Genomic DNA, 21,737 nt, shown 5'->3' with positions numbered 1-21,737 from the left:
CCGGTATGAACGACGGGCGGGCGGAACGATTCGAGCGCGATGCGCTGCCGTTGGTGGATCAGCTTTACGCGGCGGCGCGTCGCTACACGCGCAGTACGGCCGACGCCGAAGATCTCGTTCAGGAGACAATGGTCAAGGCGTACAGCAGTTTTCACACCTACCAGGACGGCACGAACATCCGGGCCTGGTTGTTTCGGATTCTGACCAACACGTGGATCAACTCGTACCGCACCGCGCAGCGCCGACCGCAGGAGGTCTACGCCGACGAACTCACCGATGCCCAACTCGCGGAGGTGGCGCAGCGCTTTCCGCTCGGTGTGGTCTCGGCGGAACTGGCAGCCCTGGAGTCGATGGGCGACGACGAGGTGCGCCGGGCGGTGCGGGCACTGCCGGAGTCGCAAGGTGTCGTCGTGTACTACGCCGACGTAGCGGGATTCCGGTACAAGGAGATTGCGGAGATTCTGCAGATTCCGGTCGGAACGGTGATGTCGAGGTTGCACCGCGGACGGCGTGCGCTGCGTTCGCGGCTGGTCGAAATGGCAGTCGCCCGAGGCTATCTCGACCGTCCTTCGCGCAACGGCTCGGCGGCCTGACCCGCCTCGGATCTCGGGCTTTCAGGTAATCGACAGCAAGTTCACAATATTTGGACCTCCGGCGACGTTCCCGGTCGAAGCGGTGTAAAGTCCCCCGCGCTGTACATAGTTATTCGAACTAATTCGCCGATCGCCGGGGCGTCTCGCCGTCGGCGGGTTCGGGTAATCGTCGGGAGGTACCGGTGAGTCCTGGTGGGACTGTTCGTCGTGCGTTGAAACATGCGTGGATTCCGTTGGTTCTGGTGGTCGTGCTGGCGGTGTCGGGTCTGGTGGTCTCGCGTCTGCACCGGATGTTCGGCTCCGAAGATCTCAATGCCAACGCCGGCGCGGGCATCGAGATCGTCCAGTTCAATCCGAAGGTCATGGTCTACGACGTCTATGGCCCGCCCGGAACCACCGCGCAGATCAGTTATTTCGACGCCGACGCCAAGGTGCATTCTCTGACGGCGCCCCTGCCGTGGTCGGTCACCCTGTCGACGACGTTGCCTGCGGTCAGCGCCAACCTCATGGCCCGCAGCGACGGCAACTCAATCGGCTGCCGTGTCACCGTGAATGACGTTGTCCGCGAGGAGAAAACCGCCGATGGCATCAATGCGCAAACGTACTGCCTGGTGAAGTCCGCATGATGAATAAGGCCGCCACCCATGAGAAAAGACCTGTCGTAGCTCACGCGCTCCGCATCTTGGCGGTGCCGATCATCGTGTTCTGGGTCCTGGCCACCGTCGCCGTGAACGTGGTCGCCCCGCAACTCGAGGTCGTCGGTGAGGCCCATTCGGCTCCGATGGCTCCCGCGGACGCGCCCTCGATGATCGCGATGAAGCGGATGGGCGCCAACTTCAAGGAATTCGATTCCAACAGCACGGTGATGATCATCATCGAGGGCCAACAGCCACTCGGTCCCGAAGCTCACCAGTACTACGACGAGATCATCCGCAAACTGCGGCAGGACCCTGAGCACGTCCAGCACATTCAGGACTTCTGGGGGGACACCCTGACCGCCGCCGGTGCTCAGAGCGCCGACGGCAAGGCCTCCTACGTGATGATCAACCTGGCCGGCGAAACCGGCCAGACCTTGGCCAACGAAGGCGTCGAGGCCGTTCGCAAGGTCATCGAGGAGACCACGGCCCCGCCGGGGGTACAGGCCTACGTCGCGGGTCCGACGGCGCTCCTTGAGGACATGCACGTCATCGGCAACGCCAGCCTGGCTCAGATCACCCTGTTCACCCTGGTGGCGATCGCGGGCATGTTGCTGATCGTCTACCGCTCGATCGTCACCACACTGATCCAGCTCTTCTTGACCGGTATCGCACTACTGTCATCGCGCGGCGTGGTTGCGGTCCTGGTCAACCATGACGCATTCGGCCTCACCACGTTCGCCGGGAACATCCTGACGATGTTGGCGATCGCCGCCGCCACCGACTACGGCATCTTCATATTCGGCCGCTACCGCGAGGCGCGGGGCATGGGCGAAGATCGGGACACCGCCTACTACACCACTTTCAAGTCCGTCGCTCCGGTCATCATCGGCTCGGGCCTGACGATCGCCGGCGCCACCTACTGCCTGAGTTTCGCGCGCCTGCCCTACTTCACCACCATGGGCGCCCCCGTAGCGATCGGAATGGTCGTGGTCGTGGCGTCCGCGGTCACGCTGGGACCGGCCGTACTCTTCCTCGGCAGCCGCGTCGGGCTCTTCGAATCCAAGCGACCTGCCCAGAGTCGGTTCTGGCGGCGGGTCGGTACCGCGGTGGTCCGGTGGCCCGGACCCGTTCTGGTGGCAAGCGGGTTCGTGGTGCTGATCGGCGTGATCGCCCTTCCAGGCTTCAAGCCGGCGTACAACGATCGCTACTATCTGCCGGACGACGCCAAGACCAACATCGGCTTCGCCGCCGCCGACCGGCATTTCTCGCAGGCGCGGATGAACCCGGACATCCTGATGGTCGAGGCCGACCACGACATGCGCAATCCGGCCGACATGATCGTTCTCAACACGGTGGCCCGAAATGTCATGCATACCGAAGGCATTGCGATGGTCCAGAACATCACCCGGCCGTTGGGTATTCCGATCCAGCACAGCTCGATTCCGTTCCAGACGAGCGTCCAGGGCCAGACGAACAACATGAACCTGCCGTTCCAGCGGGAGCAGTTGGCCAACCAGCTCAGAATGGTCGATGCGACCAACGTCTCGATCGACATCATGGAGCGGCAGTACGAACTCGCCCTCCAGCAGACCAAGCTCACCCAGGACTCGGCGGCCAAGTCGCAGGAGTTGCTCGAGGTCACCAAGAAGATGCGGGACAACATCGCGAACTTCGACGACCAGTTCCGGCCCATGCGCAACTACTTCTACTGGGAACCGCACTGCTTCGACATCCCCATGTGCGCGGCGGTGCGTTCGGTCTTCGACGCTCTCGACGGGATCGACGAACTGACCGACAAGACCTCGGCGGTGCAGACCAATACCGACCAATTGGCGGACCTCGCTCCGAAACTGACTGCGCTGCTTCCTCAGACGATCGCATCGATGAAGGCCAGCAGGGACCTGTCGCTGGCGTCGTACAACTCACAGAAGGCTCTGCTCGATCAGATGGAGGCGATGAACGACACCGCCCTGGCGATGGGCCAGGCCTTCGACGAGGCGAAGAACGACGACATGTTCTACCTGCCCCCGGAGGCGTTCGAGAACCCCGACTTCAAGCGTGGCCTGGATATGTTCCTGTCGCCGGACGGCAAGTCCGCTCGGATGTTCATCACCCACCAGAGCGACCCCGCGACGCCCGAGGGGATTGCCCGGGTCGATTCGATACGAAAGGCCGCACAGGAGGGCTTGAAGATGTCCTCGCTGTCGGACGCCAAGGTCTACCTGGGTGGCGTCGCGTCCAACTACAAGGACATGGCCGACGGCGCCCGCTACGACCTGATGATCGCCGTGGTGTCGGCACTGACCCTGATCTTCATGATCATGCTGATCATCACTCGGAGCGCGGTGGCAGCACTCGTCATCGTCGGCACGGCGGCCAGTTCGATCGCCGCGGCCTTCGGTGTCTCGGTGCTGCTCTGGCAGGACCTGTTCGGCATCCACGTGCACTGGCTGGTGATGTTGATGTCCGTCATCATCCTGTTGGCGGTGGGTTCGGACTACAACCTGCTGCTGGTCTCCCGATTCAAGGAGGAGATCCACGCCGGCTTGAAGACCGGCATCATCCGCTCGATGGCGGGCACCGGCGGCGTGGTGACCTCGGCGGGCATGGTGTTCGCCGCCACCATGGCCGGGATGCTGGGCAGCAAGTTGATCGTGCTGGCCCAGATGGGGTCGACGATCGCGATCGGTCTGCTGCTGGACACGTTGATCGTGCGCTCGCTGCTGATGCCGTCGATCGCCACCCTGCTGGGCAGGTGGTTCTGGTGGCCGCAGGTGGTTTATCCCCGCGGGGACAACCACTTTCGCACGCGTGTGACGCCGCGCCCGCCGCACGCCGACGATGAGGACACGACGGTCCTTCCGGTGACGTCGGGTTAGCGCCGCGACGGCTTCCTCGATGAAACGATCGCGGCCGCTCCGCAGGCCTTCCTCAACGACAAGGAGATCTACGGAGTTGCGGAGCTGCCGGTCACCTGGTGACTGCCGGCGCGGCATCCGGCTGTACAACTGACAGCACTATGACGTACTTCGGCGAGTTCCGGACCAACTGGCAACCGTTGGCCGCCGCGACCGCAGGCCTCAGTGCGGGTTTGAGCCTGAGCGCCTACACGAACGCGGTGATGGGGCCGCAGTTCCTGGCGGCATTCGGGTGGAGTCGTTCGGACTTCGCGCTGACCGGTGCGATCACCTTGCTCACGTTCGTATTCCTACCGTTCTACGGGCGTCTCGCCGACCTGTTCGGGGTGCGCCGGATCGCCGCCATCGGCGTCGTCGGACTGCCCGCGTGCTGGATCGCGTACGCGATGATGTCCGGCCCCATCTGGCAGTACTTCGCGATCAACATCGTCCTCATCGCGCTCGGGGTGACCACGACGCCGGCGATCTACAGCCGACTGGTCGCGACGCGTTTCCGGGCGGCCCGGGGTCTGGCCCTGGCCATCGCGATCTCGGGCCCGCCCCTGTTGGGCGCGATCGGCGCGCCGGTGGTCGATGCCGTCAACCGCGCGTATGGATGGCGGTCCGGGTGTGTGGCAATCGCCGTCACCATCGCGGTCGTCGGCCTCATCGCCCTGATGCTCGTACCCAGGCGCAACGGTGACGCCGTGTCGGTCGTGGGCGAACGCAAGGCCGGCAGGGATTACCGCGCCATCGGCGGCAGTCGGGTCTTCTGGATTCTGTTGGCGGGTGTGCTGCTGTGCAATCTGTACCACTCGGTGACCACCACCCAACTCGGGATCATGCTCGGCGACGCCGGGGCCGGCGACGACGTCGCGGTGCTCATCACGGTGTTCGCGACCGCCGTCATCATCGGTCGCTTCGTCTGCGGCGTAGCGCTCGATCGGCTGCCCGCGCAGGCGGTTGCCGCGGTGGCGATGGCACTGCCTGGTCTCGGCTGCCTGCTCATCGCGTCGCCGTGGGACGGCCTCGGCGTCCTCGCCGTGGCCGTCTGCTGTCTGGGCGCGGCCTGGGGAGCCGAGGGGGACGTGATCGCCTATCTGGTGGCACGCCATTTCGATCTCGGTGTCTACAGCACGGTGCTCAGCATCCTGTCCGCGGTCATCGGTGTCTCGTCGGCGCTGGGTGCCGTGGTGCTGAGTCGTATGTTGGCCGCCACCAACAGCTTCGACGGGTTTCTGGTCCTGGTCGGCATCGCCGCGTTCATCGGAGGCGCGCTTCTGCTGCTGCTGCGACATCAACAGGTCGTATTTACAAATGACGGTGAAAATGTCACGGTGTCCTGATGGACTTCTCCCATGTCGAGCTCTCCGAGGAAGACGCGGTCTTCCGTGACGAGCTGCGCGCCTTCCTAGCCCGCGTCGTCACCGACGAGGTGATCGAGCGTGACCGGGAGACCGGCGAGAACTTCGACGAGGCAGTGCATCTGGCGCTGGGCGAGGCCGGCTATCTGGCCGGCGACTACCGGGCCGAGGCCGACGGCGGTTTCAGCGCGGTCCGGCGCCGCATCTGGGAACTGGAGATCGGCCGCGCGCACACCCCCTGGTTCCACTGGGGAACGACCGCGATGGTCGCCCACACCGTGGAGAAGTTCGCCTCGGCCGAACTCCTCGACGAGGTGCTGCCCGGCGTCCTGGACGGGCGGCTGCGGCTGTGCCTGGGCTACACCGAACCCGAGGGCGGGTCCGATGTCGCGACCTGCAAGACCCGTGCGGTACGGGACGGGGACAGCTGGATTGTTAATGGCTCCAAGATGTTCACCTCGAATGCACACAACGCCCAGTATGTGTTCCTGCTGACCAACACCGACCCGGCCGCGGCCAAGCACAAGAGCCTGACGATGTTCCTGGTGCCGCTGGGATCTGAGGGTGTGGAGATCCAGCCGATCCGTACCGTCGACGGGGACCGCACCAACATCACCTATTACAGCGATGTCCGGGTCAGTGACCGGTACCGCGTCGGTGAGGTGAACGGCGGCTGGACCGTCCTGCGCGGCGCGCTCGAACTCGAACACGGCACCTTCGAACGCGAGACCCGCGGTCTGCAGAAGCTCGCCACCATGACCGAGCACATCAACTTGATGGCCGAGGCGGTGGACCACGTCGCGGCCGTCGCCCCCGATGACGCGGCGTCGCGCTACCGGTTGGGCCGGGGCGTCGCCCGGTTGGAGGCCGCCCTGAGCAGTCCCGACATGTACGGCCGCGTCGCGATCGCCCAGACCATGCGCGACGTGTCCCCGGACCTGATGGACCTCCTCGGATCGGCCGGTGCGTTGCCGGTCGGCGCGACCGGGGCGGCCGACGACGGCGGCGCCGAGTACATCTTCCGGTTGGCCGGCCCGACTGGCATCTACGGCGGAACTCTCGAGGTGTTCCGCAACATGATCGCCCAGCAGGCGCTGGGGCTGGGCCGGCCGAACTACTCGCCGCCCGCAGCGAAGCGAACGGGCTGATCCTTGGGTCTCCCGGGCCATACCTGACCAGGCCGCCGTCAAATCTTTTGACGATGTTCCCCTTCAGATAGTGCGGTCGGCAGGGCATCGGCGGGCCGAGCCACGCACGGCGCACTGGGTAATGTGGTCGGGTGCACCCGTTGGACAAGGCCCTGGAGCTCGAACGGTCCGGTGATGACCGGTGGTGCGGGCGGACGATCCCGGAATGGGCCAACATGGTCGGCCCGTTCGGCGGCATCACCGCGGCCGTCATGGTCCGGGCGGTCGAGTTGCACCCACAACGGCACGGTCAGCCGATTGCCCTGACCGTGAACTACGTGGCGCCCATCGCCGACGGCGCGTTCGACATCGTGACGCGGGTGGTCAGGACCAACCGGTCCAATCAGCACTGGATCGTCGAACTCAGCCAGGACGGCGAGGTCAAGACCACCGCCACCGCGGTATTCGGGCTACGTCGCGAAGGCTGGTCGGACACCGAGATCACCGCACCGCAGGCCCCGGCGCCCGAGGGAATCGAGCCGTCGGCGCCGCCGTTCGGCGTGGCGTGGTTCGACAACTACGACATGCGATTCGTCGACGGGGGGATGCCCGACGCCGGTGATGAGCCCACCGCATCGCCGAGTTCCACCACCAGCCTGTGGGTACGCAATAATCCTTCCAGGCCAATGGATTTCGTAGCGCTGGCTGCGGTGAGCGACATCTTCTATCCGCGCGTGTTCCTGCGCCACGGCCAGTTCGTGCCGGCCGGGACGGTATCGATCACGGTGTACTTCCACGCCGACGACGAGCAGCTTGCCGCGCAGGGGGACGACTATGTGCTGGGAACAGCGCGGGCGCACAAGTTCTCCGGCGGCTACTTCGACCAGACTGCGCAGTTGTTCGGCCGCACCGGCACCCTGCTGTCCACCAGCCACCAGTTTGTGTACTTCAAGGCCTGAGGTTTTCGGGGACCGATTGTAGGGCGATCCAGGCGCTCACCCGGGTCTGCGGATCGTCGAGCTTCCCCGGCAGTGCCGCTTCGATGGCTGCGAGACGATTGCGCACCGTATTACGGTGCAGACCGAGTTCTTCGGCGACCTTGAGTCGGGATCCGTGGTGGCGCAGGAAACAACGCAGAGTTTCCAGCTGCTCGGAATCGAGCCCACGCAACCAGGATTCGGCGAAGGCGGTGGCCTTCTCGGGGTCGATCAGACCGAGCGGACCATTGTCGATCACCCGGTCCCACACCACCGCGCCGGATCCGTCGGTGGCCTGGCCCAGCGCCAGGCCGGCGGTCTGGTAGCCGGTCTGGCCGTCACCGGGGACGACTGAATTTCCGACGCCGACGAGCAGTCCGCCTTCGGCCAACCGGGAACCGGTCGCGGCGGCGCGGGACGGCTCGGTGACCGCGCACAGTTCACCGGCGTAGACCCCGGCGAGGATGCCGCGCCGCTCGAGAGCCGCTACCGCGTTCTCGATGGCGGATTCGTCTCCGACGCCGCGGAGGAAGCGGATGTGCTTGGGCAGCTCAATCGTTGCCTGGTCCACCTCTAACACCAATTGTGCTGTGCGGAGATCGCTTTCGGCGAGAAGCTCAAGAGCCCGGCTGTGCAGGTGCCGTCGGGTGGCGGCGCGGCTGCGGTCCTGTTCGTCGATGAGCCCCAGCAGGGCCACCGCAGTCGTCACGGCCTGGCGCTGGTTCTCCGACGCCCGAGCCGGCATCAAGGCGGCCAGATAGGCCGATGCTCGCCCGCTCAGCCCGATGGGGTGCACCGACACCGAGGTCGTCGGATTGGACTGTGCCGCAGCCGAACGCAAGCCGTGTGCCCCGAGCTTCTTGACGTCGTCGGCCACGTCATCGAATGGAAACTCGGAGCGGCGGGTGCCGACCGGGCCGGTAACGACGCGGCCGTCGGGATTCATCAGGCAGGCCGCCCCGTCGAGCGCAGTGGCCAGGGCGGTGATGACCGCAACGGCAGGATCCGCTTTGGCCGCGGCCGAGATGAGCTTGCGCTGCGTCTTGAGCGACTCGCGCGTGGCGGTGGACTCCTGCTCCTCCAGCAGGTGTGCGACGTAGCGGCTGATCGCGACGAACGTGGTCGGGCGCGGCACCTCGAAAAGATTCACCTGGTGTCGTCGGCAGGCGACGGCCAGTTCGGCGGGCGTTTCGGCGTGGGTGAGTCCGACGGCGAATCCCACCGCCGCCACGCCGGCGTCGCCGAGTCGGCGCACGTAGCCATCCCACTGGTCGTCCCAGTCGCCGGTCTCCAGCCCGGTGGTCAGCAGGATCTCGCTGCCCTCGAGGAACGGCCCCGGGTCGGCGAGCTCACTCGTGGCCACCCAGCGGACCGGTGCGTCGGGACGACAGATCTGGATGGCGCGCAGCCCGAGAACACGCTCATCGAGGAGATCGCCGACCAGGACCACACTGTCAGTGTTGCACAATAGTCGAGTACTCAAATGTGCATTTCCGACCTGCCGCCGGTGCCGCCCGCTGCCTAGCGTGAGGACAAACATCCGCCAGCAGCAGGAGGAAACGTGACCATCGCCGAGATCGCGGGTGCGGCCGTCACCCAGGAACGCCGGCTCGTCACCGCCATTCCGGGCCCGGTCTCCCAGGACATGCAGGCACGGAAAACCGCTGCGGTCGCCGGCGGCATCGGGACCACGCTGCCCGTGTACGTGGTGGCCGCGGGCGGCGGAATCCTCGTCGACGCCGACGGCAACCAGCTCATCGACTTCGGGTCCGGCATCGCGGTGACCACCGTGGGCAACAGTGCCCCCGCCGTGGTGGAGGCCGTCACCCAGCAGGTCGCCGCGTTCACCCACACCTGCTTCATGCTGACCCCGTACGAGGGTTACGTGCGCGTTGCCGAGGAGCTCAACCGACTCACTCCCGGCGACCACGTCAAGCGCAGTGCACTGTTCAACTCCGGCGCCGAGGCCGTCGAGAACGCCGTCAAGATTGCGCGGGCCTATACGCGCAGGCAGGCCGTCGTGGTGTTCGACCACGCCTACCACGGCCGCACCAACCTGACCATGGCGATGACCGCCAAGAACCAGCCGTACAAGAACGGCTTCGGGCCTTTCGCCGGTGAGGTGTACCGGGTGCCGACGTCCTTCCCGTTCCGGGACGGCGAGACCGACGGCGCCGCCGCGGCCGCCCGCGCCCTTGACCTCATCGACAAGCAGGTGGGCGCCGACAACGTCGCCGCCGTGGTGATCGAGCCCATCCAGGGGGAAGGCGGATTCATCGTTCCCGCACCGGGATTCCTTCAGGCGCTGCAGAACTGGTGCACCGAGGCCGGCGCGGTGTTCGTCGCCGACGAGGTGCAGTCGGGCTTCGCTCGCACCGGCGCGATGTTCGCCGTCGAGCACGACGACGTCGTGCCCGACCTGATCGTCACCGCCAAGGGCATCGCCGGGGGCCTGCCGCTGTCGGCGGTCACGGGCCGCGCCGAGATCATGGACGCGCCGCATGCCGGCGGGCTCGGTGGGACCTACGGCGGCAACCCGATCGCATGCGCCGCGGCGCTCGCCGTCATCGACACCATCGAGCGGGACGGACTGCTGGCCCGCGCCGTGGAGATCGAGAAGACCATGACCGGCCGTCTCAACGCGATCGCCGCCCAGGATTCCCGGATCGGCGACGTCCGCGGCCGCGGCGCCATGATCGCCGTCGAACTGGTCAAGGCCGGCACCACCGAGCCCGACGCCGACCTCACCAAGCAGGTCTCGGCCGCCGCTGCCGCCCAGGGTCTGCTGGTGCTGACCTGCGGAACCTACGGCAACGTGCTGCGGTTCCTGCCGCCGCTGTCGATGCCCGATCACCTCCTGGAGGAGGGGTTGGACATCCTCGCCGCCATCTTCGCCGAGACCCGCTGACCTTCGCGATCCCCGGAGCCGCCGTGAACACACAGAAGGCGATCGCCGAACTGGATGCCAAGCACGCCATCCTCGTCGACGGACAGACCCGCGGTGCCGCAACCACATTCGAGGTGTACGACCCGGCGACCGGCCTGACCATCGCCGAAGTGGCCGACGGGACGGTGGCCGATGCCCGCGCGGCCGTGGACGCCGCGCACCGCGCCTTCGGTGGCTGGGCCCGGACCAGCCCGCGGCACCGAAGCGACATCCTTCGCCGGGTGTTCGACCTGATGGTCGCCGACACCGAACGATTGGTCGCCCTGATCGGTGCGGAGAACGGCAAATCACAGGCCGACGCGCGGGCCGAGGTGGGCTACGCCGCCGAGTTCTTCCGCTGGTTCTCCGAGGAGGCGGTGCGCACCGACGGCGCCTACGGCGCCGGCCCCGCGGGTGGCACCCGCACATTGGTGACACACAAGCCGGTCGGAGTCGCCGCACTGGTGACGCCGTGGAATTTCCCGGCTGCGATGGCGGCCCGCAAGATCGCCCCGGCGCTGGCCGCGGGTTGCACCGTGGTCCTCAAACCGGCCGCCGAGACGCCCCTGACCGCGTTGGCGATTGCCGGAATCCTCTCGGCCGCGGGCGTCCCCGACGGTGTGGTCAACATGGTGCCCACCACCGGTGCCGCCGCTGTGGTCGAGAACTGGTTGAGCGATCACCGGGTGCGCAAGGTGTCCTTCACCGGTTCCACCGGCGTCGGCCGGGTGTTGCTCAAACAAGCCGCCGACCGAATCGTCAACGCCAGCATGGAACTCGGCGGCAACGCCCCGTTCGTCGTGACCGCCGACGCCGACGTCGATGCGGCCGTCGCCGGTGCAATGGTCGCCAAGTTCCGCGGTGGCGGTCAGGCCTGCACCGCGGCCAACCGGTTCTATGTGCACGCGTCGGTGGTCGACGAGTTCGTCGTCGGCTTCGGCGCCGAGGTTGCGGCGCTGCGGGTGGGTCCCGCGTCGGATCCGGCGTCAGAGATCGGTCCCCTGGTCAGCGAACGCGCCGCGCAACGGGTCACCGCGGCGATCGATGCCGCGGTGGCCGACGGTGCGGTGATCGCCGCCCGAGCCGACGCGCCGGCCGACGGGTGGTTCGTCGCCCCGACCTTGCTGACCGGAGTTGACCCGGACGCCGCGATCCTCGCCGACGAGATCTTCGGACCTGTCGCTCCGGTGGTGGTGTGGGAAGACGAGAAGGAACTTCTGCGCTGGGTCAACGACACCGAATATGGTTTGGCCGCATATGTTTACGCCGGACGGCTACAGGATGCGCTGCGGCTCGCCGAATCCTTCGACGCCGGCATGGTCGGCATCAACCGGGGGGTCGTGTCCGACCCGTCGACCCCGTTCGGCGGGATGAAGCAGAGCGGCCTCGGCCGCGAAGGCGCACGGGTTGGCCTTGAAGAGTTCCAGGAGACGCAGTACTTCAGTGTGGCCTTCGACTGAGCGGTCGACTCAGAACGGCGCCGAGTGCTGCATCAGGCTCAACATCAGCACGACCAGGCACAGCAGTGAGCTGAACATGATCAGCCCCATGGCGATGATCACGATCCACGGCGCGCAGAGTTTCTTGTCGCGGCCCAGTTTCGCGAGCCGCTCGTCGTGCATGAGTTCATCTGCCACGATGGCGAATTCGACACTGGCCCGCTCGGCGTCGGCAGCAGGTGCGCCGCAGGATATTTCGCGCAGGCGCGCGGAGGTGATACCGACGCCGACCCCGGCGAACCGCCGACTCATCTGACGCGCCTGCCGGCGGCTGAGGTGGTGATCGAGCGCACCGATCGGAAGCGGCCGCTGTGCCCATCCGCCATGCGCGTTTGACGGGGTCGTCATAACCCATTGAGTCTACGAGCGTGCCGGGTTGTCAGGAAGCGTTCGGGAGGGGACTTTTTCCGTGCGCAACCTCTGAAGAAGTGGCATTCCGGCCGGGAGCGGAGGGGTGCCACGCCGGTCTCGCTACACTTACCGTAAGTCCAACGGTCAGGAGTCGCGTTGATCAAGGTCATGCAGGGCGTGCGAGTGCTCGAGGTCGCGCAGTTCACTTTCGTACCGGCGGCCGGGGCCATCCTCGCTGACTGGGGTGCCGACGTCATCAAAGTCGAGCACCCAGTGCGCGGGGACACTCAGCGGGGCTTCATCAACATGGGCGGGTTCCAACTCGACCCGAACCGGCATCCGCTCATCGAGCACCCCAACCGCGGCAAGCGCAGCGTAGGTATCGACGTCTCGACCCCCGGTGGGCAGGAGGTGCTGTACGAGATCGCCAAGACGGCCGATGTCTTCCTGACCAATTATCTTCCCGCCCAGCGGCAGAAGAACAAGTTCGATGTCGAGCACATCCGTGCGGTGAACCCGAACATCATCTACGCCCGCGGCAGCGCATACGGCGACAAGGGTTCCGAGCGCGATACCGGCGGCTTCGACGGCACCGCCTTCTGGACCCGCAGTGGTGTCGGCCATGCACTCACCCCGGAGGCCATCGACGGTGCACTGTCGCAGGGGATTCCGGCCTTCGGTGATTCGATCGGCGGGATGAACATCGCCGGGGGCATCTCGGCCGCACTGTTCCACCGCGAGCGGACCGGGGAAACCGCCGAGATCGACGTGTCGCTGCTGAGCACGGCGTGGTGGGCGGCCGGCGCCAGCGTCACCCAGGGTATGGAGACCGGTGAGACGATGCGCTCGCTGATGCCCGACGACGCGACTTCGGTGAACCCGTTCATGGCCAACTACCGGACGTCCGACGGCGGCACCATCAATCTGTGCATCGTCAGCCCGACCGGCTACATCCGCGATGCCTTCGAACATCTCGGTCTGCCCGAGCTCGCCGATGACCCGCGGTTCTCCGATGTGCTGCCGCTGATCGAGAATGCCTCCGAAGGCGTCGAACTCATCGCCAAGGCGATCGCCGGCAAGCCGTTCGAGTACTGGCGTCAGCATCTCAAGACCATGAAGGGGCAGTGGGCGCCGTTCCAGAGCCTGGTCGATCTGAACACCGATGAGCAGGCGATCGCCAACGACATGGTCGTCGAGGTCGAGGCTGCCGACGGGGGCAAGCCGTTCAAGGTGGTGCGCGGGCCGGTGCAGTTCAACCACGAACCGCTGCAGACCACCCGGGCGCCTCAAGCCTCCGAGCACACCGAGATCGTGCTGATGGAACTCGGCATCGACTGGGACCGGATCGAGGAACTCAAGGACTCGGGCGCCATCGCCTGAGCGCGGGGTCTTGGTCTGACTGGGCTGACTGGGCTGACTGGCCTGACTGGGCGCCGCTTTCTACCGCACGGCTGTTCATCGGCCGCGGCCGCAGCCTCTAGGTAGAAATCGGTGCACGGCGGCGTGGAAAACGCCGACGCGTCATCGCCTGAGCTAGTTGCAACCGCCCGCGTGGACCCACCGGCCGTTGTAGCCGATGCAGCCGCTCACGTTCGAACCCGGTGGGGGCGGCGGCGGTGGCGCGTCCTCCGGGAGCGGGGCGTAGTAGGCCGGCGGCGGAACGTACGGGGCTACGGCGTCGGCGACGTTCACGCACCCGCCGACTGAGATCCGGCGTCCGGCACTGGCGCACACGTCGGCGTGGGCGGTTCCGGCCGGGGCGGCCAGGACGATGGCGCCGGGCAGGGCGGTGAAGGAGAGCAGGACCGTGGCCGCGCGGAGCCACGATGATCGACGCGTTGGGGTGTTCATCGTTGTCCTAGGGGCTGATCGGGTGGCTTGATCCCACAGCGGCTGCGGAAATCGGTCATCGGCTGACGGATTCCCACCAGGTCGGCGTGGGCCTGAGGGTTGGCGTCGAAGTAGGCACGAATGGCGTCCGGCACTTCTTCCTGTGGGCGGCCGTGCAGATTTGTGTAGAAATCGTTCACGTCTGGATGGGTCCACAAATACGTGGATGTGGCGGCGGCGACCCCGGAGGCGATGCCGGCGAGGTCGGCGGCCGTGCAATTGGGTGGGCGCGGTGGCGGCTCGGCGGTCGCTGTCACGGGGCCGAACAGACCGACGGCAAGCCCGACGGCACCGGCGGCGAAAGCGGGCACCATTCCGTAGCGCACGGTGGTCAGTGAGCGGGACACAGCAGGGCTCCTTCCCGAGGCGGGCAGGTGCCGATTGCATCGCCCGGCGGGCCGAACTTTAGCAGCTGGGACGGGGTGCGCGCGATGAATCCTTCGTTCGTCATGGACGTGGCTTGGCTTGGCATGGCTGGTGTTTAGGGTCGCGGCGGTGCCGTGTGCCGGGCGCATGGACCCGACAAAACGAGGTGGCTGCCGGACCAGGTCCGGCAGCCACCTCGAAAGTTGTTTGGTGCGCGTTGGTTTAGATGCGCACCACCCGGTGGCGATGACGAAGCAGGCGGGTCAACCAGCGGACATCGATCAACATTGCGTTGGCCTTTCTCTCAGGCGCTCTTGACAAGCAGGGGCAGCAACCGGCGACGTGCCGTGTTGCCTTCGGCGAAGTGATGCAGGGCTTCGGGTACCGACGAGCTGAGCGGCACGCCCATCTGTTGGTGGCGGATCTCGGCGACGACCGGTCGGCTGGCGACTACTGCCCAGTCCACACCGAGTGCGCCGCACCGGTCATCGATGTCGTAGAACAGCGAGATCGCCTGCGGTGAAAAGCTGTTCACGCCACTCAGATCGAGTGCCAACGGCTTCTCCGCAAGAATGAACCTGTTCACATACGATGCGATCTGGTCGATGTTGGTGCTGTCGATATCTCCCTTGACCGTCACCACTGTCGCCAGTTGGCGGCACTGCGCGCGCATCGATGCGCCATCGCAGATGACTGCCGAGTTCCCGTACCGAAAGTGTCGATCCAATGCCGGGGTGTTGTTCGTGAATGTCATGATCAGCCTCCCGCCGTCTTTCCTGAGCCCTGGCTGAGCTCCGTCGCGTCAACCTGAAGACCACGCTATGCGGGCAATTTAAGGCGGCGGGGAGCCAGCGTTAATGCTTTGCTAAGAACATTCGCGTCCTACCCGCCAGTAGGGTTCTCCACGATCAGCACGTCCAGAGTTCGGGGCCCGTGGACACCCTCAACCCGCTGCAGTTCGATGTCGCTGGTGGCGCTGGGGCCGGAGATGAAGGTCAGCGGCCGCGTCGGCGTCAGCACGGCGAATGCCTGCGGCACGGTGTCGACGATCTGGTCCGCACGGACCACGCAGAGGTGATGGTCGGGCACCAGGGTCAGCGCCCGCCGCCCCTGGCCCGGACCCGCATCCAGGACGACCGTCCCGGTCGCAGCCACACCCAACGCGCAACCGGTCAGCACCGCATCGGCCCGATCGAGTTGCTCGACACTCAGCGCGAGCGTGTCGCGGACCGTCGTCAGCCCGCTCACCCATTCGGACGGCAGATCGGCCGGGATGACCACGGTCGCATCGGGCCCGACCAACTCGAGAACGGTGGAGGCGATCGCGTCGGCTCTGATGCGATGGACCCGCGCCCGGTATTCGGCGACCGTCTCGGCGAACCGTTCGACGTTGCCGGCACCGGTCAGCTGGTCACGGTGGTAGTCCCTGGGCACCGTGACCGCCTGCGGCGGCGCTGCGGCCAGGGCGCCATGGATGCGGCCGAGCACCGCGGCTCTCGCCTCGGACGTCACGCTCGGCCTCCCTCGTGGGTGCGGTGCCACCATTGCCGGAACGTCTCGGCGGGCGGCTCGGGAATGTCACGGCTGGCGGTCCACTTGGAGGCCGGCCAGGGCAGCGCCGAGATGCGGTGATCGCGCCCGGCGATCAGTCGACCAGCGCCCAGGGCCTGCTCGGCCAGTGCGAACCGGCCCGCACCGGCCATCGCCCAGCCCGCGGCCTTCATCGCCAGATCCTGTCCGGACGGAAGGCCGCCCCGTTCGGAATCCACCTGGTTGGCGCGCAGGTGGACGAGGATCGTCGGGATGTCGATGCGCACCGGGCAGGCGTCGAAGCACGCCCCGCACAGCGTCGAGGCGAACGGCAGGCTGGCGTTCGGATCGCGATGACCCGTGGTCCCCGTTAGCTGCGGGCTCAGGATCGCCCCGATCGGGCCCGGATACACCGAGCCGTAGGCGTGGCCGCCGGTGCGCTCGTAGACCGGGCACACGTTCAGGCATGCGCTGCACCGGATGCAGTGCAGGGCCGCGCGGCCTACCTCATCGGCCAGCACCCGGGTGCGACCGTTGTCGAGCAGGACCAGGTGGAATTCCTGCGGCCCGTCGCCGGGGTGCACGCCGGTCCACATCGAGGTGTACGGGTTCATCCGTTCCGCGGTCGACGAGCGCGGCAGCAACTGCATGAAGACCTCGAGATCGGTGAACGACGGCACGATCTTCTCGATGCCCATGACGGTGATCAGGGTCTGCGGCAACGTCAGGCACATCCGGCCGTTGCCTTCGGACTCCACTACCGCGAGCGTGCCGGTGTCGGCGACCCCGAAGTTCGCCCCACTGATCGCGACCTTCGCGGTGAGGAACTTGCGTCGCAGATGGGCCCGGGCCGCCATGGCCAGCACCCGTGGGTCGTCGGTGAGCTCCCCCGCGTCGGGCATCGCCCGGTTGAAGATCTCGCGGATCTCGGCCCGGTTGCGGTGGATGGCGGGCACCAGGATGTGGCTGGGCTTGTCATGGCCGAGCTGCACGATCAGCTCGGCAAGGTCGGTTTCCACCGCGGCGATGCCCTGAGCTTCCAGGTACTCGTTGAGGCCGATCTCCTGGGTGGCCATCGACTTGACCTTGACCACCTCGTCGGAGCCCGTGGTGCGGATGAGGTCGGCGACGATGCGGTTGGCCTCGTCGCCGTCGCGGGCCCAGTGCACCACGCCGCCCCGACGGGTGACGTTGTTCTCGAGTTGTTCGAGCAACTCGGGCAACCGAGCCATGACGTCCTGCTTGAGGGCGCTGCCCGCGGCACGCAACTGTTCCCAGTCGTCGCATTCGGCCACCGCGGCCAGCCGTTTGGCGCGGATGGTGTGGGTGGCGTGGCCGATGTTGCGGCGCAGTTGGGAATTGGCCAACGCGGTGCGGGCGGCTTTCGGGAAGGGTTGCTCGCCACGGAGATTGCCGACGCCGGGGATACCCAGGAAGGTGGTCATGTGGTCGCCGCCAGGATCTCGGCCAGGTGCACGGTGCGTACGCCGGAACGCAGCCGGCTCAGCCCGCCGCCGATGTGCATGAGGCATGAGGAGTCTCCGGCGCTGCACACCTCGGCGTCGGTGTCTGCGATGTGGGCCATCTTGTCGGCCAGCATGGCCGCGGAGGTGTCGGCATTCTTGATCGCGAAGGTTCCGCCGAAGCCGCAACAGGATTCGGCCTCCGGCAGCTCAACGAGAGTGAGTCCCCGCACGTTGCGCAGCAGGCGCAGTGGTTTGTCGCCCACCCCGAGCATGCGCAGTGAGTGGCACGTCGGGTGATAGGTGACGCGGTGTGGATAGTAGGCGCCGACGTCGTCGACGCCGAGCACGTCGATCAGGAACTCGGACAGCTCGTAGGTGGTGGCGGCCAGTCGCTCGGCGCGGGTGGCCAGATCCTCGTCACCGGCGCGACGGGCCACCATCGCATGCTGGTGGCGGGCTGACCCCACACACGAGCCCGACGGTGCGACCACCGCATCGCAGTTCGCGGATTCGAAGGACTCGATGTGGTTGCGCACCAGCGCGGTGGCTTCCTTGAGATAACCGGTATTGATATGCATTTGGCCGCAACAGGTTTGGCCGGGCGGGAAAATCACCTGATGGCCGAGGCGCTCGAGTAGTTGCACGGTGGCGATCGCCGCGGGTGGAAACATCGCATCCGCCAGGCAGGTCGCGAACAGGGCGATTCGCATGTGCACTCCTAAGAATCCCGGTGCCGCTGTGCGCCGCGGTAGTGCTCCCACGGGTTGTAGTCGGCGAGCAGCTCTTCCTGCGGCGGCCGCTCGGCCTCGGGTACGTGCTGCAGGTTGATCCGCACCCGGTACCAGATCGAACTCGGGCCGCGCATCCCGTCGAGCAGAACATCGACGGGTTCCAAATACCCGGCCACCGCGGGATAGCGCTCGCGCCACGCGTCCAGCGCTGTTGTCGCCTCGTCTTTGGTCTTGGTGCGGGCGATCTCGATCAGCGGCATCGAAGAAACGCGCCTGCCGTCACCGCTTCGCCCGCCACCCTTGGGTGCTTTCTCCGCTGGGCCGAGCTCGTCTGCGAGGGTGAGCAGGGGACCCAACCCGCCGACCGCGAGATCCATGCCCTCCCACGGGTCGCCGATCTCAGCGAACCGGTCGGGCACGGTGGCGACCGTGAACACATCGGGGTGGCACCCGTCGACCTCGTCCCAGCGCAGCGGGGTGGACACCCGGGCATCGGGGGTGGCGCGCACGGAATAGGCCGAGGCCACCGTGCGGTCCTTGGCGTTCTGGTTGAAGTCGACGAAGACCCTGGCGCCTCGTTCTTCCTTCCACCAGCGCGCTGTTGCGAGATCGGGAACGCGTCGCTCCACCTCACGGGCCACTGTCTCGGCGGCGAGCCGGACCTTGGTGAACGGCCAGCGCGGCTGAATGCGCGAATAGATGTGGATGCCGCGCGAGCCCGAGGTCTTCGGCCACGCGGTCAGGCCGTGCTCCTCGAGCACCTCGCGGGCGACCTGAGCGACATCGACGATCTGGGACCAGCCGACCCCGGGCATCGGGTCCAGGTCGACCCGCAGTTCGTCGGGATGGTCGAGATCGTCGGCCCGCACGGGGTGCGGATTGAGGTCGACGCACCCCAGGTTCACCGCCCAGGCCAGGCCCGCGGTGTCCCGCAGCACCGCTTCCTTGGCCGACGTACCCGACCGGTACTTGAGTTCGGCCACGTCCACATAGTCCGGCCTCTTCTCGGGCGCCCGCTTCTGGAAGATGGCTTCGGTGGCGATGCCCTTCACAAACCGCTTGAGGATCATCGGACGCCCGTACACGCCGCGCAGGGCACCATCAGCGACGGACCGGTAGTAGTTGATCAGGTCCAGTTTGGTGATCTGCGCGTCAGGGAAAACCACCTTGTCAGGGTTGCTGACGGCGACCACGAGGCCGTCGATCTCCAGCGACAGTGCACCGGCCATCACCACATGCTAGTTACCGCCCCTGGTGCGATAGATGTCACATATTGTGGCGACATGCCAAGTTTGTCTGATCTGCCGGCGAACCTCACCGCGAAGGCCAAACAGTACGCAGAGCGGGGCGTGGCCGAATTGCACTATGCGCGCAAGATGTTGGAGGCGGGCGCGTTACGGCTGGAACCGCCGCACCATATCGCGGCCATGCTGAACGACATCCGGATCTGGGGCGAGATCGGGATGATCCCTGCGCTCAACGCCCGTCGGCATCCCGACCGCGTCGCGGTGATCGACGACGAGGGCGAGTTGACGTTCGGTGAGCTCGACGCCGCAGCGCATGCGGTAGCCAACGAACTGCTCACGATGGGCGTACGGGGCGGCGACGGCGTGGCCATCCTGGCCCGCAACCACCGTTGGTTCCTGATCGCCGAATACGGCGCGGCCCGCGTCGGAGCCCGGATCATCCTGCTCAACTCCGAGTTCTCGGGTCCACAGATCAAGGAGGTCTGCGAGCGCGAGGGCGCGAAGGTGATCATCTACGACGACGAGTACACGGCTGCGGTGGCACAAGCCGAACCGGCGCTGGGGAAGCTCCGCGCGCTGGGGGTCAACCCGGACAGTGCTGAATCTTCGGGCTCCGCCCGAGGCGACAAGCCGTCCGGCAGCACCGATGAGACGCTGGCCGACGTCATCGCGCGTAGCAATGGCCGGCCCGCGCCCAAGGCCACCAAACATCCGTCGATCATCATCCTGACCAGCGGCACCACCGGCACTCCCAAGGGTGCCAACCGGGCCGCCCCGCCGTCGTTGGCCCCGATCGGGGGAGTGCTGTCGCATGTCCCGTTCAAAGCCGGCGAGGTGACCTCACTGCCCGCGCCGATGTTCCACGCGCTCGGGTTCCTGCACGCCACCCTCGCGATGATGCTGGGCTCCACGCTTGTGCTCCGTCGCCGGTTCAAGCCGGCCACCGTCTTCGAAGACGTCGAGAAGCACGGAGTCACCGGGATGGTGGTGGTGCCCGTGATGCTCTCGCGGATGCTCGACCATCTCGATCAGATGCAGCCCAAACCCAACCTGTCGACGTTGCGGATCGTGTTCGTCTCCGGATCGCAGCTCGGTGCGGAATTGGCTTCCCGCGCCCTCAAAGAACTCGGGCCGGTCATCTACAACCTCTACGGATCGACCGAGATCGCCTTCGCGAGCATCGCGCGTCCCAAGGACCTGTCGATCAATCCGTCGACGGTCGGGCCGGTGGTCAAAGGGATCACCGTCAAGATCATCGACGACAACGGCAAGGAGCTTCCGGCGGGCCAGGTCGGCCGGATCTTCGTGCGAAACACCTTCCCGTTCAAGGGATATACCGGTGGTGGCGGCAAGGAGATCATCGACGGCATGATGTCGTCGGGCGACGTCGGGTACTTCGACGAGCACGGTCTGCTCTACGTCAGCGGCCGCGACGACGAGATGATCGTCTCCGGCGGGGAGAACGTGTTCCCGGCCGAGGTCGAGGATCTGATCAGCGGGCATCCCGACGTCATCGAGGCCACCGCACTCGGTGTCGAGGACAAGGAATGGGGTGCCCGGCTGAAAGCGTTCGTGGTGAAGGCCGAGGGCGCCACGATCGACGAGGACGCCATCAAGACCTACGTCAAAGAGCATCTGGCGCGGTACAAGGTGCCGCGTGAGGTGGTGTTCCTCGACGAGCTGCCGCGCAACCCGACCGGCAAGATCCTCAAGCGTGAGCTGCGGGACATCGAATAGGGGCGTTGAGCGTCGAACGGCCACTTGCGGTACGGATTTTCGTCGATCGCGTGCAATAAGTGGCCACTGGACATAGCTCAGGCGAGCATCGCGGTGCCCGGTACTGCCAGGCACATCAGCGACAGCGCCAGCAGGAACCAGCCTGCGCCCTGCCAGATCGGCCAGGTGCCCTCGGCCTTCCACACCTGGTAGGTGCGGACGAATGCGCCGACACCCCCGACGAACAGAATTGTCGGCACCAGCGTCGCCGAGAGCAGGGAGTGGTCAAAGGCGTAGAACGTCAGCGCCAAGCCGGCAAGGGCGACGACCGCGACCACGTAACCCACCGCCGAGCGGAACATCTCCGGGTCGTGCCAACGCTTTTCGACATCGTTCTCGTCGCTACCCATATCTTCCGC

Annotated in this window: 20 protein-coding genes; 10 read left to right on the top strand and 10 right to left on the bottom strand. The window is 66.4% G+C overall.

Annotated features, from left to right (window positions below; translation table 11 throughout):
* Positions 1-5: 5 nt before the first annotated feature.
* From G6N44_RS15595 to G6N44_RS15570, 6 genes are all read left to right on the top strand, one after another.
* Entirely contained in the window at positions 6-593 is a 588-nt protein-coding gene (locus tag G6N44_RS15595; protein ID WP_235682743.1) for a sigma-70 family RNA polymerase sigma factor, read from the top strand.
* A 242-nt stretch (positions 594-835) separates the two neighbouring features.
* Entirely contained in the window at positions 836-1,219 is a 384-nt protein-coding gene (locus G6N44_RS15590) for an MmpS family transport accessory protein (RefSeq protein WP_372508203.1), read from the top strand.
* Positions 1,216-4,110, top strand: coding sequence for an MMPL/RND family transporter (locus G6N44_RS15585; RefSeq protein WP_372508204.1), 2,895 nt, complete (start codon positions 1,216-1,218; stop codon positions 4,108-4,110). Before G6N44_RS15590 ends, G6N44_RS15585 begins: the two co-directional genes overlap by 4 nt.
* Before the next feature lie 140 nt (positions 4,111-4,250).
* On the top strand, positions 4,251-5,474 hold the full coding sequence (locus G6N44_RS15580) for an MFS transporter (RefSeq protein ID WP_163665442.1): 1,224 nt from the start codon (positions 4,251-4,253) through the stop codon (positions 5,472-5,474).
* Complete coding sequence (locus G6N44_RS15575; protein ID WP_163665440.1) at positions 5,474-6,640, top strand: acyl-CoA dehydrogenase family protein; 1,167 nt, start codon at positions 5,474-5,476, stop codon at positions 6,638-6,640. The genes G6N44_RS15580 and G6N44_RS15575 overlap by 1 nt, the downstream gene beginning before the upstream one ends.
* A gap of 131 nt (positions 6,641-6,771) precedes the next feature.
* Positions 6,772-7,578 carry an acyl-CoA thioesterase gene (locus tag G6N44_RS15570; protein WP_163665438.1) on the top strand — a complete coding sequence of 269 codons (807 nt, stop codon included), beginning with the start codon at positions 6,772-6,774 and terminating at the stop codon, positions 7,576-7,578.
* Here the strand turns inward: G6N44_RS15570 and G6N44_RS15565 are convergent.
* Entirely contained in the window at positions 7,568-9,046 is a 1,479-nt protein-coding gene (locus tag G6N44_RS15565) for a PucR family transcriptional regulator (RefSeq protein ID WP_163665436.1), read from the bottom strand. The genes G6N44_RS15570 and G6N44_RS15565 overlap by 11 nt on opposite strands.
* Before the next feature lie 111 nt (positions 9,047-9,157).
* On the opposite strand from G6N44_RS15565, the gene gabT reads away from it, so the two are divergent.
* Both gabT and G6N44_RS15555 read left to right on the top strand, forming a co-directional pair.
* Positions 9,158-10,504 carry a 4-aminobutyrate--2-oxoglutarate transaminase gene (gene gabT, locus G6N44_RS15560; protein WP_163665434.1) on the top strand — a complete coding sequence of 449 codons (1,347 nt, stop codon included), beginning with the start codon at positions 9,158-9,160 and terminating at the stop codon, positions 10,502-10,504.
* 23 nt (positions 10,505-10,527) lie between these two features.
* On the top strand, positions 10,528-11,982 hold the full coding sequence (locus G6N44_RS15555; protein WP_163665432.1) for an NAD-dependent succinate-semialdehyde dehydrogenase: 1,455 nt from the start codon (positions 10,528-10,530) through the stop codon (positions 11,980-11,982).
* Positions 11,983-11,991: 9 nt separating this feature from the next.
* On the opposite strand, the gene G6N44_RS15550 is transcribed toward G6N44_RS15555, so the two are convergent.
* The gene (locus G6N44_RS15550) at positions 11,992-12,369 is read right to left on the bottom strand and encodes a hypothetical protein (protein WP_163665431.1); all 378 of its coding nucleotides are present in this window, start codon (positions 12,367-12,369) and stop codon (positions 11,992-11,994) included.
* Positions 12,370-12,540: 171 nt separating this feature from the next.
* Here G6N44_RS15550 and G6N44_RS15545 point away from each other — a divergent pair, with 171 nt between their 5' ends.
* Positions 12,541-13,752, top strand: a complete 1,212-nt coding sequence (locus G6N44_RS15545) for a CaiB/BaiF CoA transferase family protein (protein ID WP_163670005.1) — start codon at positions 12,541-12,543, stop codon at positions 13,750-13,752.
* A 153-nt stretch (positions 13,753-13,905) separates the two neighbouring features.
* Here G6N44_RS15545 and G6N44_RS15540 read toward each other — a convergent pair whose 3' ends face one another.
* The 7 genes from G6N44_RS15540 to ligD form a co-directional block, all read right to left on the bottom strand.
* Positions 13,906-14,223, bottom strand: coding sequence for a hypothetical protein (locus G6N44_RS15540; protein WP_163665430.1), 318 nt, complete (start codon positions 14,221-14,223; stop codon positions 13,906-13,908).
* On the bottom strand, positions 14,220-14,576 hold the full coding sequence (locus tag G6N44_RS15535; protein ID WP_163670003.1) for a heme-binding protein: 357 nt from the start codon (positions 14,574-14,576) through the stop codon (positions 14,220-14,222). The genes G6N44_RS15540 and G6N44_RS15535 overlap by 4 nt, the downstream gene beginning before the upstream one ends.
* A 356-nt stretch (positions 14,577-14,932) precedes the next feature.
* A complete protein-coding gene (locus G6N44_RS15530; RefSeq protein ID WP_163665429.1) occupies positions 14,933-15,382 on the bottom strand; it encodes an STAS domain-containing protein in 450 nt (149 codons plus the stop codon).
* Positions 15,383-15,510: 128 nt separating this feature from the next.
* Complete coding sequence (locus tag G6N44_RS15525) at positions 15,511-16,173, bottom strand: LutC/YkgG family protein (RefSeq protein WP_163665428.1); 663 nt, start codon at positions 16,171-16,173, stop codon at positions 15,511-15,513.
* A complete protein-coding gene (locus G6N44_RS15520) occupies positions 16,137-17,603 on the bottom strand; it encodes a LutB/LldF family L-lactate oxidation iron-sulfur protein (protein ID WP_163665427.1) in 1,467 nt (488 codons plus the stop codon). The genes G6N44_RS15525 and G6N44_RS15520 overlap by 37 nt, the downstream gene beginning before the upstream one ends.
* Positions 17,600-18,334 (bottom strand): (Fe-S)-binding protein, encoded by a 735-nt coding sequence (locus G6N44_RS15515; RefSeq protein WP_163665426.1) that lies wholly within the window; start codon positions 18,332-18,334, stop codon positions 17,600-17,602. Before G6N44_RS15515 ends, G6N44_RS15520 begins: the two co-directional genes overlap by 4 nt.
* An 8-nt stretch (positions 18,335-18,342) precedes the next feature.
* Complete coding sequence (ligD, locus tag G6N44_RS15510; protein ID WP_163665424.1) at positions 18,343-19,584, bottom strand: non-homologous end-joining DNA ligase; 1,242 nt, start codon at positions 19,582-19,584, stop codon at positions 18,343-18,345.
* A 54-nt stretch (positions 19,585-19,638) separates the two neighbouring features.
* Between ligD and fadD2 the strand changes: the two genes are divergently transcribed.
* The gene (fadD2, locus tag G6N44_RS15505; protein WP_163665422.1) at positions 19,639-21,339 is read left to right on the top strand and encodes a long-chain-fatty-acid--CoA ligase FadD2; all 1,701 of its coding nucleotides are present in this window, start codon (positions 19,639-19,641) and stop codon (positions 21,337-21,339) included.
* A gap of 77 nt (positions 21,340-21,416) precedes the next feature.
* Here the strand turns inward: fadD2 and G6N44_RS15500 are convergent, their stop codons facing one another.
* The gene (locus tag G6N44_RS15500) at positions 21,417-21,728 is read right to left on the bottom strand and encodes a hypothetical protein (protein ID WP_163665420.1); all 312 of its coding nucleotides are present in this window, start codon (positions 21,726-21,728) and stop codon (positions 21,417-21,419) included.
* Positions 21,729-21,737: the final 9 nt, after the last annotated feature.

Source organism: Mycolicibacterium alvei (genome assembly GCF_010727325.1).
GTDB lineage: Bacteria > Actinomycetota > Actinomycetes > Mycobacteriales > Mycobacteriaceae > Mycobacterium > Mycobacterium alvei.
This window is presented reverse-complemented; position numbering and strand designations above follow the sequence as displayed.